Origin of the sequence: Sphingomonas sp. SAFR-052 (assembly GCF_051965015.1) — a bacterium.
GTDB lineage: Bacteria > Pseudomonadota > Alphaproteobacteria > Sphingomonadales > Sphingomonadaceae > Sphingomonas.
The window spans coordinates 373573-387805 of sequence record NZ_JBQCMO010000003.1; the positions used below are offsets into that span (position 1 = coordinate 373573).

At 66.1% G+C, this 14233-nt stretch carries 16 protein-coding genes; 6 read left to right on the top strand and 10 right to left on the bottom strand.

Features of this window, described 5'->3' with window-relative positions:
• Positions 1 to 40: 40 nt before the first annotated feature.
• The 5 genes from ACTHQV_RS07585 to kduI all read right to left on the bottom strand — a co-directional run bounded on the left by ACTHQV_RS07585 (position 41) and on the right by kduI (position 6636).
• Complete coding sequence (locus ACTHQV_RS07585; protein ID WP_440489305.1) at positions 41 to 1237, bottom strand: MFS transporter; 1197 nt, start codon at positions 1235 to 1237, stop codon at positions 41 to 43.
• Positions 1234 to 3822 carry a PAS domain-containing protein gene (locus tag ACTHQV_RS07590; protein WP_440489306.1) on the bottom strand — a complete coding sequence of 863 codons (2589 nt, stop codon included), beginning with the start codon at positions 3820 to 3822 and terminating at the stop codon, positions 1234 to 1236. Before ACTHQV_RS07590 ends, ACTHQV_RS07585 begins: the two co-directional genes overlap by 4 nt.
• Before the next feature lie 71 nt (positions 3823 to 3893).
• Positions 3894 to 4907 carry a sugar kinase gene (locus ACTHQV_RS07595; RefSeq protein ID WP_440489308.1) on the bottom strand — a complete coding sequence of 338 codons (1014 nt, stop codon included), beginning with the start codon at positions 4905 to 4907 and terminating at the stop codon, positions 3894 to 3896.
• The gene (kduD, locus tag ACTHQV_RS07600; RefSeq protein WP_440489309.1) at positions 4892 to 5644 is read right to left on the bottom strand and encodes a 2-dehydro-3-deoxy-D-gluconate 5-dehydrogenase KduD; all 753 of its coding nucleotides are present in this window, start codon (positions 5642 to 5644) and stop codon (positions 4892 to 4894) included. Before kduD ends, ACTHQV_RS07595 begins: the two co-directional genes overlap by 16 nt.
• A 152-nt stretch (positions 5645 to 5796) precedes the next feature.
• Positions 5797 to 6636, bottom strand: coding sequence for a 5-dehydro-4-deoxy-D-glucuronate isomerase (gene kduI / locus ACTHQV_RS07605; RefSeq protein WP_440489311.1), 840 nt, complete (start codon positions 6634 to 6636; stop codon positions 5797 to 5799).
• A 369-nt stretch (positions 6637 to 7005) separates the two neighbouring features.
• On the opposite strand from kduI, the gene hemF reads away from it, so the two are divergent.
• Positions 7006 to 7848, top strand: coding sequence for an oxygen-dependent coproporphyrinogen oxidase (gene hemF / locus ACTHQV_RS07610; protein ID WP_440489313.1), 843 nt, complete (start codon positions 7006 to 7008; stop codon positions 7846 to 7848).
• A 4-nt stretch (positions 7849 to 7852) separates the two neighbouring features.
• On the top strand, positions 7853 to 8446 hold the full coding sequence (locus ACTHQV_RS07615; protein WP_440489314.1) for a GNAT family N-acetyltransferase: 594 nt from the start codon (positions 7853 to 7855) through the stop codon (positions 8444 to 8446).
• On the opposite strand, the gene ACTHQV_RS07620 is transcribed toward ACTHQV_RS07615, so the two are convergent.
• Positions 8419 to 9159 (bottom strand): hypothetical protein, encoded by a 741-nt coding sequence (locus ACTHQV_RS07620; protein ID WP_440489315.1) that lies wholly within the window; start codon positions 9157 to 9159, stop codon positions 8419 to 8421. The two genes, ACTHQV_RS07615 and ACTHQV_RS07620, sit on opposite strands and share 28 nt — an antisense overlap.
• On the bottom strand, positions 9156 to 9989 hold the full coding sequence (locus ACTHQV_RS07625) for a hypothetical protein (protein ID WP_440489317.1): 834 nt from the start codon (positions 9987 to 9989) through the stop codon (positions 9156 to 9158). The genes ACTHQV_RS07620 and ACTHQV_RS07625 overlap by 4 nt, the downstream gene beginning before the upstream one ends.
• Before the next feature lie 63 nt (positions 9990 to 10052).
• On the opposite strand from ACTHQV_RS07625, the gene lipB reads away from it, so the two are divergent.
• The 4 genes from lipB (at position 10053) to ACTHQV_RS07645 (ending at position 12433) form a co-directional block, all read left to right on the top strand.
• Positions 10053 to 10742, top strand: coding sequence for a lipoyl(octanoyl) transferase LipB (gene lipB / locus ACTHQV_RS07630; RefSeq protein WP_440489319.1), 690 nt, complete (start codon positions 10053 to 10055; stop codon positions 10740 to 10742).
• Positions 10743 to 10831: 89 nt separating this feature from the next.
• A complete protein-coding gene (locus ACTHQV_RS07635) occupies positions 10832 to 11101 on the top strand; it encodes a hypothetical protein (RefSeq protein ID WP_242115838.1) in 270 nt (89 codons plus the stop codon).
• A gap of 204 nt (positions 11102 to 11305) precedes the next feature.
• Positions 11306 to 11980 carry a hypothetical protein gene (locus ACTHQV_RS07640; RefSeq protein WP_440489321.1) on the top strand — a complete coding sequence of 225 codons (675 nt, stop codon included), beginning with the start codon at positions 11306 to 11308 and terminating at the stop codon, positions 11978 to 11980.
• A gap of 318 nt (positions 11981 to 12298) precedes the next feature.
• Positions 12299 to 12433, top strand: coding sequence for an entericidin A/B family lipoprotein (locus tag ACTHQV_RS07645; protein WP_056452423.1), 135 nt, complete (start codon positions 12299 to 12301; stop codon positions 12431 to 12433).
• A gap of 258 nt (positions 12434 to 12691) precedes the next feature.
• On the opposite strand, the gene tatC is transcribed toward ACTHQV_RS07645, so the two are convergent.
• The 3 genes from tatC to ACTHQV_RS07660 are packed head-to-tail and all read right to left on the bottom strand — an operon-like array spanning position 12692 to position 14198.
• A complete protein-coding gene (gene tatC, locus ACTHQV_RS07650) occupies positions 12692 to 13468 on the bottom strand; it encodes a twin-arginine translocase subunit TatC (RefSeq protein ID WP_440489323.1) in 777 nt (258 codons plus the stop codon).
• Complete coding sequence (tatB, locus tag ACTHQV_RS07655; RefSeq protein WP_440489324.1) at positions 13465 to 13866, bottom strand: Sec-independent protein translocase protein TatB; 402 nt, start codon at positions 13864 to 13866, stop codon at positions 13465 to 13467. Before tatB ends, tatC begins: the two co-directional genes overlap by 4 nt.
• Positions 13867 to 13913: 47 nt before the next feature.
• Positions 13914 to 14198, bottom strand: coding sequence for a twin-arginine translocase TatA/TatE family subunit (locus ACTHQV_RS07660; RefSeq protein ID WP_440489325.1), 285 nt, complete (start codon positions 14196 to 14198; stop codon positions 13914 to 13916).
• Between the last annotated feature and the right edge of the window lie 35 nt (positions 14199 to 14233).

The following is a 14233-nucleotide window of genomic DNA, read 5'->3' on the forward strand; positions in this document are numbered from 1 at the left end:
GCTCCCCTAGATTGGAAGTGCAGCCAACGCGCGAGGGGGCCTAGCGCTCCGAGCGAATGGTGAGCGCGGTCAGCCCGCCGGCGGCGGCGACCAGCGCCAACGCGACAAATACCGCGCTCAGGCCCGCCCCGGCCGGGACCAAGGCCGCGAGCAGGGGCGGCACACAGGCGGGGAGCGTGTTGGTGAGGTTCAGGATCGCCAGATCGCGGCCGCGCGTAGCGGGCGACGGCAGCAACTGCATCGCCAGCGCCGAATGCAGCGCGAGGAACACCGACAGCCCGGTCTGCGTCACGCCATAGCCGATCGCCGCCCCCAAAAAGCCGGGGGCCAGCGCCATGCCGATCAGGCCGGTGACGACCAACAGGGTCGCGCCGCCCAGAAACGGCTTGCGCCCGCCGACCCGGTCCGACCAGCGCCCGGCGAGGATCGTGGCGACGACGACCACGCCGGTCACGACCGCCATCGCCTGAGCAACCGGTCCTGCCGCATCCCCCTGCCCCCGCCAGCGATCGGAGAAATGGAAAAAGGCATAGGCAGTCAGGCCGTTGCCCGCGACCTGCATCGCCAGCCGTGCGACCCACGCGCGGATCAGGTCGCGGCGGGCTAGCGCGGTCGTTGCCGGCGCCCCCGGATGGCTTGCGCCGCCGGCACCGCGTTCGCGAACGAACAGCAGGAACGGCACGATCATCACCGCCGCCAGCGCGACGTTCGCCGCGAACCGGGCGGCTTCGGTGGTGAAGAGCGGCGCGGTCACCGCCGCGGCCGACAACACGCCGATCGGGTGCGAGATGCCGAGCAGGCCCGACACCCGCCCCTTCGCGCCGTCGGGGACTTCGTCGGCCATCACCGCGACCATCGGCGCGAACATCAGGTTGAGCGCGACCTGCCACAAAGCGATCGCGACCAGCAGCGCGGTAGCGGTGGTGGCGGCATGGACGGCGGCGAAGGCGAAGGCGATGAGCACCAGCCCGAGCGCGATCGGCCCGCGCCGGCTGCCGCTACGCCGCCAGCGCAGGTCGCTCAACCAGCCGGCGGCGATATTGGCGATGCTGGCGACCAGCGCGCCGCCCAGCACCGCCTGTCCCAACAGGGTGACGCGATTGGCGGGATCGATCGCAGCGACCTTCACCTGCAACAGGATCGACACGAACGGCATGAACGCGACGAACAACCCGCAATAGGCGAGCGTGTAGAGCGCGACGAAGCCGCGCGGCATGCCGACCGGTGGCGGGGTCAACGTCCCGCGGTCCGGCGCAGCGCGGTGACCAGCTGACCGATGGTATAGGGTTTGTGCAGCAGGTCGAACCCCATGGTGCCGTGACGGACGATCACGTCGCTATAGCCGCTGGTCAGCAGCACCGGTAGCTGTGGGTGGCTATCGCGGACGCGCGCGGCCAGTTCCATGCCGCCGATGCCGGGCATCATCACGTCCGAAAACACGACATCGAACCCATCGGGGTCGGCGGCCAACCGATCGAGCGCGGCCTGTCCATCGGGTGCGTGGACGGTGACGAAGCCCTGCGCCTCCAGCGCATGGGTGGTGGTGGTGCCGACCGCTTCGTTATCCTCGACCACCAGGACGCGCAGCCCGTCGCCGCAGCTGGGTTCGGCATCGCTGCGCGCGGTTACTACGTCGCCGCTGGGGGCGGCGGCGCGTGGCAAGTAGAGGATGAATTCGGTGTTGCCGGGCACGCTGCGTGCACGGACCTCGCCGCCCGATTGCTTGGCGAAGCCGAACACCTGGCTGAGGCCGAGCCCGGTGCCCTTGCCCAGTTCCTTGGTCGTGAAGAAGGGTTCGAAGATGCGGCCGAGCGTTTCCTCGTCGATGCCGCTGCCGGTATCGGCAATGGTCACCGCGACGAACGATCCGGGCACGGCGGGTGTGGTCGGGCCGGCGGAGATGCCGTCGATACACGCGACCGACAGCGTCAGCGCGCCCTCGCCCTGCATCGCGTCGCGCGCATTGGCGGCCATATTGACCATGGCGGTGTCGAACTGGTTCGGATCGGCATGAATGAAGGCGGGTTCGCCGCTGGCATGTATCGTCACATCGACCCGCGAGCCCGCCAGCGTGCGCACGATGTCGCCGAGCGCTTCGACGGCGAGATTGGCGTCGAACGTCTCGGGCTGGAGCGCGGAGCGGCGGGCGAAGGCGAGCAGCTGCCCGGTCAGCTTGGCGGCACGGTCGACGGTATCGCTGATCGCGGCGAGATAGCGTTCGCGGCGTTCGGGGACCAGCGAGGGCTGGCGCAGCAGATCGACCGAGGAGCGGACGATCGTCAGCAGATTGTTAAAATCATGCGCGACGCCGCCGGTCAGCTGGCCGATCGCCTCCATCTTCTGGCTTTGGCGCAGCGCATCCTGGGCGGTGACCAGCGCCTTGGTCCGGTCGACGACCTGTTCCTCCAGCGAGGAGGCGAGTGCCGCCAGTTCGCGTTCGGCGCGGCGGCGTTCGGTCGCGGCGCGGGTGCGCTCGGCGACTTCGCGGACGAAGGCGATCTCGTCGTCGCGCCACGCGCGCGGCTCGCCATGGTTGACGTACAGCAGCGCGACCAGCCCGCCCAGTTCGGTGAGCGGCATGTTGATGAAGGCGCGGGCGTTGATCGATTCGAGTTGCGCCGCGGTGTCGAGCGTGCGCGGATCGGTCCGGGCGTCGGCGACCACCGCCGTCTCGCCGCGCTTCAGGTCGTCGATATAGCTGCCATAGTCGCGGAATTGCAGCACGCCGGCGATGGTGGTCACGCCGGGTGCGTTCCAGTCGCGTTCGATGGTGATCGTCTCCGCCTTGCGGTCGACCACGCCATAGCCGACACGGTCGACGCCGAGCGCCTCGCCGATGATGCGCGACGCGGCGGTGGTCATTTCGACCGGGTCGTCGAGCAGGCGCAGCATCTCGTTCAGCTCGGCCATCGCCGCGCGCATGCCCTCCAGCCGCTTGTAGACGGTGACGTCGATCGACACGCCGGTCAGGCGGGTGATCTCGCCCTGTGCATCGCGGGTCGGCTGGCCCCGGCTGGCGATCCAGCGCGTCTCGCCGCCGGGCACGCAGACGCGGACCTCGATCTCGAGCGGTTCGCCGGCAAGGCTAGCCTCGATCGCGGCCATCGCCGCCGCGCGATCGTCGGGGTGGAGGATCGCCGAGATTTCGGCGGGCGATGGGGGATAATCGGCGTCGAAACCGAAATTGGTGCGGCAGATCGCCGACATGCTCACCTGGCGGTTGACGCGGTCGAACGCCCAGGTACCGAAGCGCCCCGCCTCCAGCGCGAACAGCATCTCGCGCTCGCGTTCCTCCTGTTCGCGGAAGCGGCCGGCGAGTTCGGCGAGCAGCGCGGCGTTGCTCGATTCGAGGCCGTCAACCCGGTCGCGCTCGGCGGTGACGTCGAGCTGGCTGGCGAAGAAATAGGCGAGCTTGCCATCGGCATCGGGGACCGGCGCCAGCAGCAGCCGGTTCCAGAAGGGCGTGCCGTCACGGTGATAGTTGCGGATGTCGATCTCGATCGACCGCTCCCCCGCCACCGCCTCGCGGATCTGCGCCACTGTAGCGGCGTCGGTATCCTCGCCCTGCAGGAAACGGCAGTTGCGACCGATGATCCAGTTGCGGTCGTAACCGGTCAGCCGGCAGAAGGCGTCGTTGACGAACACCACCGGATTGTCGGGCAGCCGCGGATTGGTGATGAGCATCGGCATCCGCGTCGCGCGGACCGCGGCGACGAACGGATCGGTACCGCTGTCATTGCCGGCGATTTCGAGCGCGATGCGCCGATCGTCGCGCCGCGCCGTTTCGCTGCTGCCCCCGTCCTGATCCACGTCGCCTCGCATCGCCCAAGTAACGTGGTCCGCGGACCGCCGTTCCGCAGCCGCGCCCCCCTTGGCCGACAGCTATGATCGGATCAGCGGCGGACGTCCAGTCCGCCGGCAAGAAACGCATCGATATCGGATTGATGAAACAGGCTAAAATCGCCGGGAAGCGAATGTTTGAGCGCGGCGACCGCCAGTCCCCAATGCGCGGCGACTTCCTCGCTCCTGCCCGACATCAGCCCGTGGAGCACGCCGCTGGCAAAGGCGTCGCCACCGCCGATCCGATCGACGATGCCGGAGATGGTAATCTCGTTGGTCTGGACCGAAGCCGACGGCGTATCGATCCGCGCCGACAGCCGGTGATGGTCGGCATCGTCGACATGGCGCGCGGTCGAAGCGATGTGCTTCAGGTTCGGGAAGGCCGTAAACGCCGCCTCCGCCGCCTCGCGCCGGCGATCCTCGCCATCGCCCGAAAAGTCGCGGCCGAGCAGCAGCGACACGTCGCGGTGGTTGCCGAACAACAGGTCGGCAAGGCTCACCAATTTGGTCAGCACGCTGCGCGGGTCGCTGTCCCATGCTTCCCACAGGCGGGCACGGTAATTGCCGTCGAACGAGATGGTCAGCCCCTTCGCCCGCGCCGCTTCGGCAGCGGCGATCGCGGCATTGGCGCTGTCGGGCCCAAGCGCCGGGGTGATCCCCGACAGGTGCAGCCGGGTACAGCCGTCGAGTAGCCGGTCCCAGTCCCAGCTATCGGCCGGCGCGGTCGCGAAGCTGGAGCCGACGCGGTCATAGACGATGTCCGAGGCGCGCAAACCGGCGCCGACGCTGAGGAAATACATCCCCATCCGCCCGTCACGCCGGACGACACGCGAACAATCGACCCCCTGTGCGCGGATCGCCGCGACGGCGCCGTGACCGAGCGCATTGTCGGGCACCGCGCTGACACAGGCGGCGGCATGGCCGAGATTGGCGAGACCGACCGCGACATTCGCCTCCGCCCCGCCGACATGCACGTCGAACCGGTGGCTCTGCATCAACAGCTCACGCCCGGGGGCGCTCAACCGCAACAGCAATTCCCCGAAACACAGGATCATCGTGCCAGCCATCCTCCATCAACCGCTAGGACATGGCCGTTAACATAATCCGACGCCGAAGACGCAAGGAATACCGCCGCCCCGCCCAGATCATCGGCCGCACCCCAGCGCCCGGCGGGAATGCGTTCGAGAATCTGGCGGTTGCGGGTCTCATCGGCCTGCAACGCGGCCGTGTTGTTGGTGGCGATATAGCCCGGCGCGATCGCATTGACGTTCACGCCCTTCGCCGCCCATTCATTGGCCAGCAGCTTGGTGAGGCCGCCGATGCCGGACTTGGACGCGGTATAGCTCGGCACGCGGACGCCGCCCTGGAAGGTCAGCATCGAGGCGATGTTGATGATCTTCCCCCGCCCCTGCGCCACCATGTGGCGCCCGGCGGACTGGCACAGGAAGAACACCGATTTGAGGTTGGTGTCGATGACCGCGTCCCAGTCTTCCTCGGTAAAGTCGAGGCTGTCGGCGCGGCGGATGATACCGGCATTGTTGACCAGAATGTCGAGCCCGCCAAGCGTATCGACGACCTGCTGCACGACCCCTTCGACCGGGGCGATGGTCGACAGATCGGCGGAAACGATCTCCGCCCGGCGACCCATGGCCCGCGTCCGATCGGCAGTGTCGGTGGCAGGGGTGCGCCCGATCAGCGCGACATCGGCGCCGGCAGCGGCCAGCGCCAGTGCGATCGCCTGTCCGATGCCGGTATTGGCGCCGGTGACGGCCGCGACCCGGCCCGAAAGATCGAAGGGATTCATGGTAACTCCTCGGTTCCCGCACCGGCGGGATTTGGGCTATCACGCGGCGCCCGGTCCTTCGCAACGCGTATCTCCGCGCAGGCGGGGACCCAGGGCTACGAGCGTTCAGGTCCGCGGCTCTGGATCCCCGCCTGCGCGGGGATACGGCAGACTCACGCCAGCTGGCAGATGTCGAGCACCTTCATATCGGTATAGTCCTGGTTCTCACCCGCCATCGCCCAGATGAAGGCATAGGCACGCGTGCCCGACCCCATATGCACCGACCAGGGCGGCGAGATGACGGCTTCCTCGTTGCCCATGACGATGTGGCGCATCGCTTCGCCCTCGCCCATGTAATGGAACACCTTGTCGTTCTCGGTCGGCAGTTCGAAGTAGAAATAGATTTCGCTGCGGCGTTCATGGATGTGCGGTGGCATGGTGTTCCACACGCTACCGGGCTTGAGCACGGTCAGGCCCATGACCAACTGCGCCGAATCGCACACGCCGGGGATGACCAGCTGATAGATGGTGCGCTCGTTCGATTCCTCGAGGCTGCCGCGGTCGAGCGCATTGGCGTCGGCGATGCCGAGCTTGCGGGTGGTGAACCCCTTATGCGCCGGGCACGACGCGATGTAGAAGCGCGCGCCCTTGCCACCGAATTCGACGTCGGTCGCGCCCATCGTTACATAGACGCAGTCCTTGTTGCCGAGCGTGAACGTCTCGCCATCGACGGTCAGCGTGCCTTCGGCTTCGCCGACATTAACCACCGCCATTTCGCGGCGTTCGAGGAACGGATGCCCCTCGGCCGATTTGGGTTCGGTCTGCGCGGGCAGCTTGACCGGGGCATCGCCCACCGCGACGCCGCCAATCACGAACCGGTCGGCATGGGTGTAGTTGAGGACGCATTCGCCTTCGCGGAACAGGCCGTCGATCAGGTACCGGTCGCGCAGTTCCTCGTTCGATACGCATTCCATCATGTCGGGGTGCGTCGCGTAATAGGTGCGGTCGAACATGGCTCTCTCCATTAGGTAACCGGTATCAGTGCAGTCACGCTACCGACGGGTCCGGCAGTTCGCATTGGTTGCAACCGTCCTACCCCCCTTGGCCGGTCGCGTCGACCGGTTTTTGCTCGACCGGAATGGCGGATTTGCGTGATATTCGCCCGCAACGCAGCAAGCGCTGTGAGCAAAAGACCGTTCCGACATATGACGCATACGTTCGACATGCGGACATTGTGGCGCGCGTGCGCTCAACCCCAGCCACCTTTTCGGCAATTATGACACCGGTTCCCAGGCTTGATCCGCCTCGTCGTCTACGGGTTGCAACCTATTGAGACATTCCGTCCTCTTGCTCCCGCCCGCCCCGCCCGGCAAAGCGCAGCGATGCAACCGCTCGATCACCAGCAACAAACCGCCCGCACCTGGTTCGAATCGCTGCGCGACCGCATCTGCGCGTCGTTCGAGGCGATCGAGCGCGAGGCCGGATCGGACGCGGCCTTCGCCTACACGCCATGGGACCGCATCGATCCGTCGGGCGCACCCGGCGGCGGCGGCGTGCGCGGGGTGATGAAGGGCAAGGTGTTCGAGAAGGTCGGGGTCAATGTCTCGACGGTCGGCGGCACGTTCGAGGGCGAGTTCGCCAAGTCGATTCATGGCGCAGCCGAGGACCCGCGCTTCTTCGCGACCGGCATCAGCCTCGTCGCGCACATGGCCAATCCGCACGTGCCGGCGGTGCATATGAACACCCGCTTCCTCGTCACCACCAAGCGCTGGTTCGGCGGCGGCGCGGACCTGAACCCGCCTATCCCCTATGCCGAGGATACCGCCGATTTCCATGCCGCGCTGCAGGCGGCGTGCGACGCGCATGATCCGGCGCATTATCCGCGGTTCAAGCAATGGGCCGACGATTATTTCTACATCCCCCATCGCGGCGTGCACCGCGGCGTCGGCGGCATCTTCTACGACCATCTGTCGAACGACTGGGAAGGCGACTTCGCCTTCACCCGCGACGTGGGCGAGGCATTCCTGTCGATCTATCCGCAGCTCGTCCGGCGGCGGATGGCGATGCCGTATGACGATGCCGATCGCGCGCGGCAGCTCGAATGGCGCGGGCGCTATGCCGAATTCAACCTGGTCTATGACCGGGGGACGCTGTTCGGGCTGAAGACCGGCGGCAATATCGATGCGATCCTGATGAGCCTGCCGCCGCTGGCGACGTGGAGCTGAGGCGGTGGGGCTGATCCCGGTCAAGCCGGACGAGGTCGCGACGATCGTCACTTCGCTCGAAATGCGCGAACGGCCGCGTCCGGCGCCGCTGCCGGCATCGCCGCTGCGGCTGGTGCGTTGGGAGCGGCCGGGGATCGAGCGCTATCGCGCGCTGTTCCGCCGGATCGGCGGGCCGTGGCTGTGGTTCTCGCGGCTGGTGATGGCCGACGACACGCTGGCGGCGATCATCCACGACGATGCGGTCCGCATCTGGGCGGTGGTCGACCGGGCGGGGATCGAGGTCGGGATGCTCGAACTCGACGATCGCAAGGCGGGCGAATGCGAGCTGTCCTATGTCGGGCTGATCCCCGAACTGGCGGGACAGGGGCATGGCCGCTGGCTGATGGCGCATGCCCTGGCGCTGGCATGGGGCAAGGACGTGCGGCGGGTGTGGGTGCATACCTGCACGCTCGACCATCCCGGTGCGCTCGGTTTCTATCGGCGGTCGGGTTTCGTGCCGTATCAGCGGACGATCGAGACCTTCGTCGATCCGCGCAGCATCGGCATTCTGCCCGCCGACGCCGCGCCGCATTATCCCCTGCTCGCCAGCCGTCGATAGACCGTCGCGCGGACCAGCGCGAAGGCGGTCGACATCGCCGCCCCGACAAAGGCGATGGCGGTGGCGAGCATCGCCATCGTCACCGGATTGCCCCCGCTGCGCGACACGGCGCTGGCGGTGCTGGTCAGCAGCAGCGCGATCAGCTGGCCGCCGAAATACAGCATCGCCGACAGCGAGACCAGTTGCAGCACATACCCCTTGGTCAGCGTCAGCGCGCGCGTCATCGCATCGCCGAAGCGGCGCTGCGGCTCGGCGACCAGCACCGGTATCACCACGAACACACGACCGATCACATACAGCGCGGGCAGGATCAGCAGCAGCAGCCCGCCGAACTTCGCGGCATTGACCAGCAACGTCGCCGCGACCAGCACCGGCAGACGGCGGACCACGCTGCGCAACGCTTCGCCCACGGTCGGTCGCGCCGGGTCGAGCAGCAACGTCAGCAACACCGCGATGCCGATCAGCTCGGCCAGCGCCTGCATCGCCAGCCATGGCGCGTTTTCGATCAGTTGCGCCTGCAACGTCGCGATCAGCGCATTGTCGTCGACGGTGGCGGCATCGACCGTCACCGGCGCCCGGTCCATGGTCAGCAGCAACGACAGCGCGAGATTGGGGACGAAGAAGAATACGCCTGCCACCGCCAGAATCACGTCGCGGTCGCGCCGCCAGATCGCCAGCGCCTCGCGGACCACCGCACCGATATCGATCCTCATGCGAAAACGGCCACGTCGTCCTGTTCGCCGATGATGGCGCGGTACAACTTGCCGATGAACGCCGACTGGTAGAGCGCAAGCACCGCGCTGACCGCGGCAACCGCGATCGACCCGGCGACGGTCGCGATCGACAGGCCGCCATCGTCGCCGACGACCAGTGCAATGACCGCGCCGAACACGAATTGTGCCGCCGATACCGCCACGCCGGTGACAATGGCGTAGAGCAGGATCAGGCCGATCAGCTTCCAGGTCAGCCCGCGCGTCAGCGCAAAGGCGCGCGGAATTGCGCCCAGCCCGCGCCGCTCCATTGCCACGACGGCATTGATCGGCAGCAGCCGCGCCGACGCCCACAGCACGAACAGCGCCAGCACCACGAAATACAGCAGAGCCGAGCCGAGCTTGGCGACGTCGGCGGGCTGCAGCGGCGTGCCGTTGGCAATCGCCATGAAATCGAACCCGCTCGAAACGGCGAGCAGCACGCCCGGCAGCGCGAGGATGCCGAGTACGACCATCAGCACGATGCTGACCCCGATGAGCGGCAGGAACCTGCTGGTCGCGATGCGCATCGCCTCGTCACGATGTTCGCGGCCGCTCGGCTGTGCGGCAAAACCGACCAGGTAGAGCGCACCCCAGAGCGAGATGATCGTCGTCGCGATGGACAGCAGTCCCAGCCCGGCAGCAGTGCCGCCGGTCGCATCGGCGCGCACACCGGCCAGGCTGCCGCTGATCGCGGGGGCGGCGAACTGGGTGACGAGCAGCACCGGCATTACCGCGCTCAGATGGTCGCGGACGAAATCGACCGCGCGGTCCCACACTGTTCCGACACTCACCATCGTTGCGCTCGCTCCCCATATGTCCGAAGGACGCTCTACCCCTCCTCTTTCCGAATGAAAATGGCCAGCAATCCACCCGTTCCGCCGATCGCGACCGAACAGCAGATCGAATGGCGCCGCTCGCCGGGCCGAATCGAATATCCGGCGGCTTTGGCGGAGATGGAGGCGCGCGCGACCGCGATCGCCGATCGACGTGCCGACGAACTGGTCTGGCTGCTCGAACATCCCCCGCTTTATACGGCGGGAACCAGCGCTGATCCCGCCGAACTGCTCGACACCCGGTTTCCGGTGCATGCCGCCGGGCGCGGGGGACGCTATACCTATCACGGGCCGGGGCAGCGGATCGGGTATCTCATGCTCGACCTGACGAAGCGCGGGCGCGACGTGCGGCGCTTCGTCCATGCGGTCGAATCATGGGTGATCGGGGCACTCGGCGAATTCGGCATTCGCGCCTATGCCGTGCCCGACCGGATCGGCATCTGGACCAGCGACGGCGGGACCGAAGCGAAGATCGGCGCGATCGGCGTGCGGGTGCGCCGCTGGGCGACGTTGCACGGATTTTCCGTCAATCTCGCCCCGGATCTGACACATTTTAGTGGGATTATTCCCTGCGGTATCGCCGAATATCCGGTTACGAGCGCGAAGGCCCTTGGCAAACCGGTCGATACCACCGACTTTGACCAGGCGTTGGCAGACGGCTTTCCCGCCTTCCTGAACGCCTTGTACGCTAGCGCGCAAAACGAGGCTTGAGGGGGACGGGTCGTTCGACTAATGTCCAGCGCGGATTGGGTATTAACGGCATAAGAACGCCGCCTACTCCACAGCTTAGGGAGCTTACCATGCGTGCATTCTCGAAGATTCTGACCGGTTCGATCGTTGCCGGCGCGGCGCTGGCGCTGTCGGCTTGCGGCGGCAACACCGAAACCACCGCGGACAACGCGACCGTCACCGACCTGAACTCGACCGACATGATGGACGGCACGATGTCGGACAACATGACCGCCGTGGACGGCGCGATGGGCAACGACACCATGATGATGTCGAACGACACCATGATGTCGAACGACATGATGATGTCGAACGAAGCCGGCATGACCAACGCCATGTAATCAGCCGTTTCGGCTATTCTGGCGAAGGGGCCGTCCGGGTGACCGGGCGGCCCCTTTTCGTTGTGTTCCTGTCGATCGACCGATCGTTACGCGGCCGTGCGGCGAAACGTGATGCGTGTTGCAGAATCGGGCTTGGGTCGCCCGGCAAAACTGCCTAACCATCGCTCCCTGACCCAGGCGCCGATGCGCCGTGATAAGGAAGAGATGAGCGTAGTGCGTACCCTGTTTCTGGCCGCTGCCGCCGCCCTGACCGTCGCGGCCACCCCCGCCTCGGCACAGTTTTTCCTCAAGAACGTCGACACCAACGGTCCGCGCGTGACCGGAGAGGAATCCGGCGTCGCGACGCAGGCGCTGCCCGGTGCGACGCCGGCCGAGCTGCGCGCTGCTGTGCTGTGGAACCTGCGTTCGGGGCTGAACGTCGCCGCGCTGCAATGCCAGTTCGAACCGACGCTGCTGACGCTGCACAATTACAACGCGCTGCTGTTCGACCATGCCGACGAATTGAAGCAGAGCTATGACGCGCTCGGCAAATATTTCATCCGTACCGCCGGTTCGACCAAGGCGGGCCAGACTGCGCTCGACCAGTTCGGTACGCGCGTCTATTCGAGCTTCTCGACCGTGTCGGCGCAGCTGAGCTTCTGCCAGGCGGCGAACGAGATCGGGCAGGAAGCGATCTTCGTGCCGCGCGGCTATCTGGGCGAATTCGCTGAAATGCGGATGCGCAAGATGCGCAACTCGCTGGTGGCGTATGGCGAACAGCAGTTCGGCCGCGCGCTGCCCTATTATGTCCGCCCGGCGCGCCTGTACCAGTTCGACAACAAGAAATGCTGGCGCAAGGGGCTGTGGCAGGTCAAGCGCTGCGGCGCCTACCCGGCCTGATCGAACACCGGATACAAATATCAAAAAAGACACAGATCGGTCGGAACCAAGCATCGGGCATGCCGTTATCACCCTTGGATAGCGAATTTATGCCCCCCCGCTCTCGCTATCCACGAACAGGGCCCGGTTGGTGCGAACCCTCCCCCCCCGGTAGCGCCGCCGGGCCCATATTCTGGTTTCAAACTAAGCAGCCCGTCGGTGAAAACCGGCGGGTTGCTTTTTATATGCAATGTCAATGCGTTACCCGACCGGAACGAAGTCGGGCATCAGACATTCCCTCGGACAGCGGGTCATCCCGCCTTCAAGTCGGAGGTACATATGCGTAAGTTTCTAAGCTTGGCAGTAGTCGCAGGTGCCCTTGCCATCAGCGCGTGCAACACGGTCGAAGGCGTCGGCCGCGACGTATCGTCGGCAGGCGACGCAGTGGCCGGCGCGGCCAAGGATTCGAAGTAAGTCCGACGAAGGACGACATTGGGGGCGGTTCGGATCGAGTCCGGGCCGCCTTTTCGCTGCCAAAGTGTCTGCCGGCTACGCCCCCAACGAAATCACATGGTCTTAAGAGGTTGTCGTCGTCGCCCCGGCGAAGGCTGGGCACCCCCAGCTTCTTGCCGCTTACCTTCATCGCAGGTCCTGCGCCGGGACAGTGTCGGACTTGATGCGAGCGGATCGCTGTACGGCAGCGGTCGTCGATCGACCGCCGCAACCGACGCGTCAGGCAGTCTCTTCCTCGCCGGCAGCATCAGGATCGCGCTTTGCCCGGCGCTTTTCGGTGAACCAGATCGCGATCAATGCCAGTTCGTAGAGCAGGATCAGCGGCACCGCGAGGAGGAACTGCGACCCGATATCCGGCGGCGTCGCGACCGCCGCAATCGCGAAGGCCGCGACGATCGCATAGCGCCGCGCACCCACCAGTTGCTTGCGGGTGACGATCCCGGCGAGCTCCAGCAGCATCAGCAGCACCGGCAGCAGGAAGGCGAGGCCGAACGCGAACAGGAACTGCATCACGAACGACAAGTAGTTCTCGACCGAAGGCAACGCCTCCTGCTGCACACCGCCTAGATTGCCCTGATAGCCGAGCAGGAAATGCAATGCGACCGGGATGGTCACGTAATAGGCGAGCGCCGCGCCGGCGATGAACAGGATCGGCGTCGCGAGCAGGAACGGGAACAGCGCACGCTTTTCGTTGCGATACAGGCCGGGCGCAACGAACTGCCACAGCTGGTTGGCGATCACCGGAAAGGCGAGCATCATCGCCGCGAAGAACGCGACCTTGATCTGTACGAAAAAGGCTTCGAAAATCTGGGTGAAGATGACCCGCTTCTGCCCGGCGGCGAGCAGCGGCTTCACCAGAAACGTCAGAATCTGTTCGGAAAAATAGAAGCAGACGCCGAAACAGATCGCAACCGCCACCACCGAATAGAGCAGGCGGCGGCGCAGTTCGATCAGGTGATCGAGCAACGGTGCCTGGCTGTCGTCGATATCGTTCATGACGCGGCCTTGCCATCGGCGGCAGGCGGCTGATCGGCCGGACCTTCGCGCAGTTCGGGCCGCTCGACCATCAGCGGTGCGGCATGTTCGTCGTGCGGCGCCGGGTCATGCACCGGCGGCGGGGGCGACGGCGCGTCGACCGGATGGACCGGCGCATCCGTCGTCGGATGTTCGCGCATGATCCGGGCGTTTTCCTCCGCCCATTTCTTTTCCATTTCGGCCAGTTCGGCCTCACGGACCATCGTGTCGAAGCCCGAGCGGAACTGACGCGCGACGCCGCGCGCCTTGCCGACCCAGTGGCCGACGAAGCGCATCGCCTTGGGCAAGTCCTTTGGGCCGATGACGACCAGCGCGACCAGCGCGACGACCATCAATTCGGTAGGTGCGATATCGAACATCGGCGCTCGGGTTCAGGCGGGCACGCAACCCGCCGGTTGGCAAAGGATCAGCGGTCGCCGTGCGGACGATCGGCGTCGCGCGGAGCGTCGCGATAGGCCGGATCGCGCGGAGCCGGATCGTGATCGTAGCGATCGTCGAGCGGACGCTGCTCCAGCCGTTCGCGCGGGCGCGCCGGCGGCGGCGGTACGTCGTCATCCTCGGCCATACCCTTTTTGAAGCTCTTCAGCCCCTTTGCCACATCGCCCATCATGTCGGAAAAACGACCCTTGCCGAACAGCAACAGGACCAGGACGCCGACGATAAGCCAGTGCCAAATGCTAAGACCACCCATCGTCCACACTCCACACGAAACGGATCGTTCCGGTT

Excerpts from the sequence above, each read along its gene's own strand:
- ACTHQV_RS07590 (WP_440489306.1), bottom strand. The coding sequence starts at position 3,822 with ATGCGAGGCGACGTGGATCAGGACGGGGGCAGCAGCGAAACGGCGCGG.
- ACTHQV_RS07595 (WP_440489308.1), bottom strand. The coding sequence starts at position 4,907 with ATGGCTGGCACGATGATCCTGTGTTTCGGGGAATTGCTGTTGCGGTTG.
- kduD (WP_440489309.1), bottom strand. The coding sequence starts at position 5,644 with ATGAATCCCTTCGATCTTTCGGGCCGGGTCGCGGCCGTCACCGGCGCC.
- kduI (WP_440489311.1), bottom strand. The coding sequence starts at position 6,636 with ATGTTCGACCGCACCTATTACGCGACGCACCCCGACATGATGGAATGC.
- hemF (WP_440489313.1), top strand. The coding sequence starts at position 7,006 with ATGCAACCGCTCGATCACCAGCAACAAACCGCCCGCACCTGGTTCGAA.
- ACTHQV_RS07620 (WP_440489315.1), bottom strand. The coding sequence starts at position 9,159 with ATGAGGATCGATATCGGTGCGGTGGTCCGCGAGGCGCTGGCGATCTGG.
- lipB (WP_440489319.1), top strand. The coding sequence starts at position 10,053 with ATGGCCAGCAATCCACCCGTTCCGCCGATCGCGACCGAACAGCAGATC.
- ACTHQV_RS07635 (WP_242115838.1), top strand. The coding sequence starts at position 10,832 with ATGCGTGCATTCTCGAAGATTCTGACCGGTTCGATCGTTGCCGGCGCG.
- ACTHQV_RS07640 (WP_440489321.1), top strand. The coding sequence starts at position 11,306 with ATGAGCGTAGTGCGTACCCTGTTTCTGGCCGCTGCCGCCGCCCTGACC.
- ACTHQV_RS07645 (WP_056452423.1), top strand. The coding sequence starts at position 12,299 with ATGCGTAAGTTTCTAAGCTTGGCAGTAGTCGCAGGTGCCCTTGCCATC.
- tatC (WP_440489323.1), bottom strand. The coding sequence starts at position 13,468 with ATGAACGATATCGACGACAGCCAGGCACCGTTGCTCGATCACCTGATC.
- tatB (WP_440489324.1), bottom strand. The coding sequence starts at position 13,866 with ATGTTCGATATCGCACCTACCGAATTGATGGTCGTCGCGCTGGTCGCG.
- ACTHQV_RS07660 (WP_440489325.1), bottom strand. The coding sequence starts at position 14,198 with ATGGGTGGTCTTAGCATTTGGCACTGGCTTATCGTCGGCGTCCTGGTC.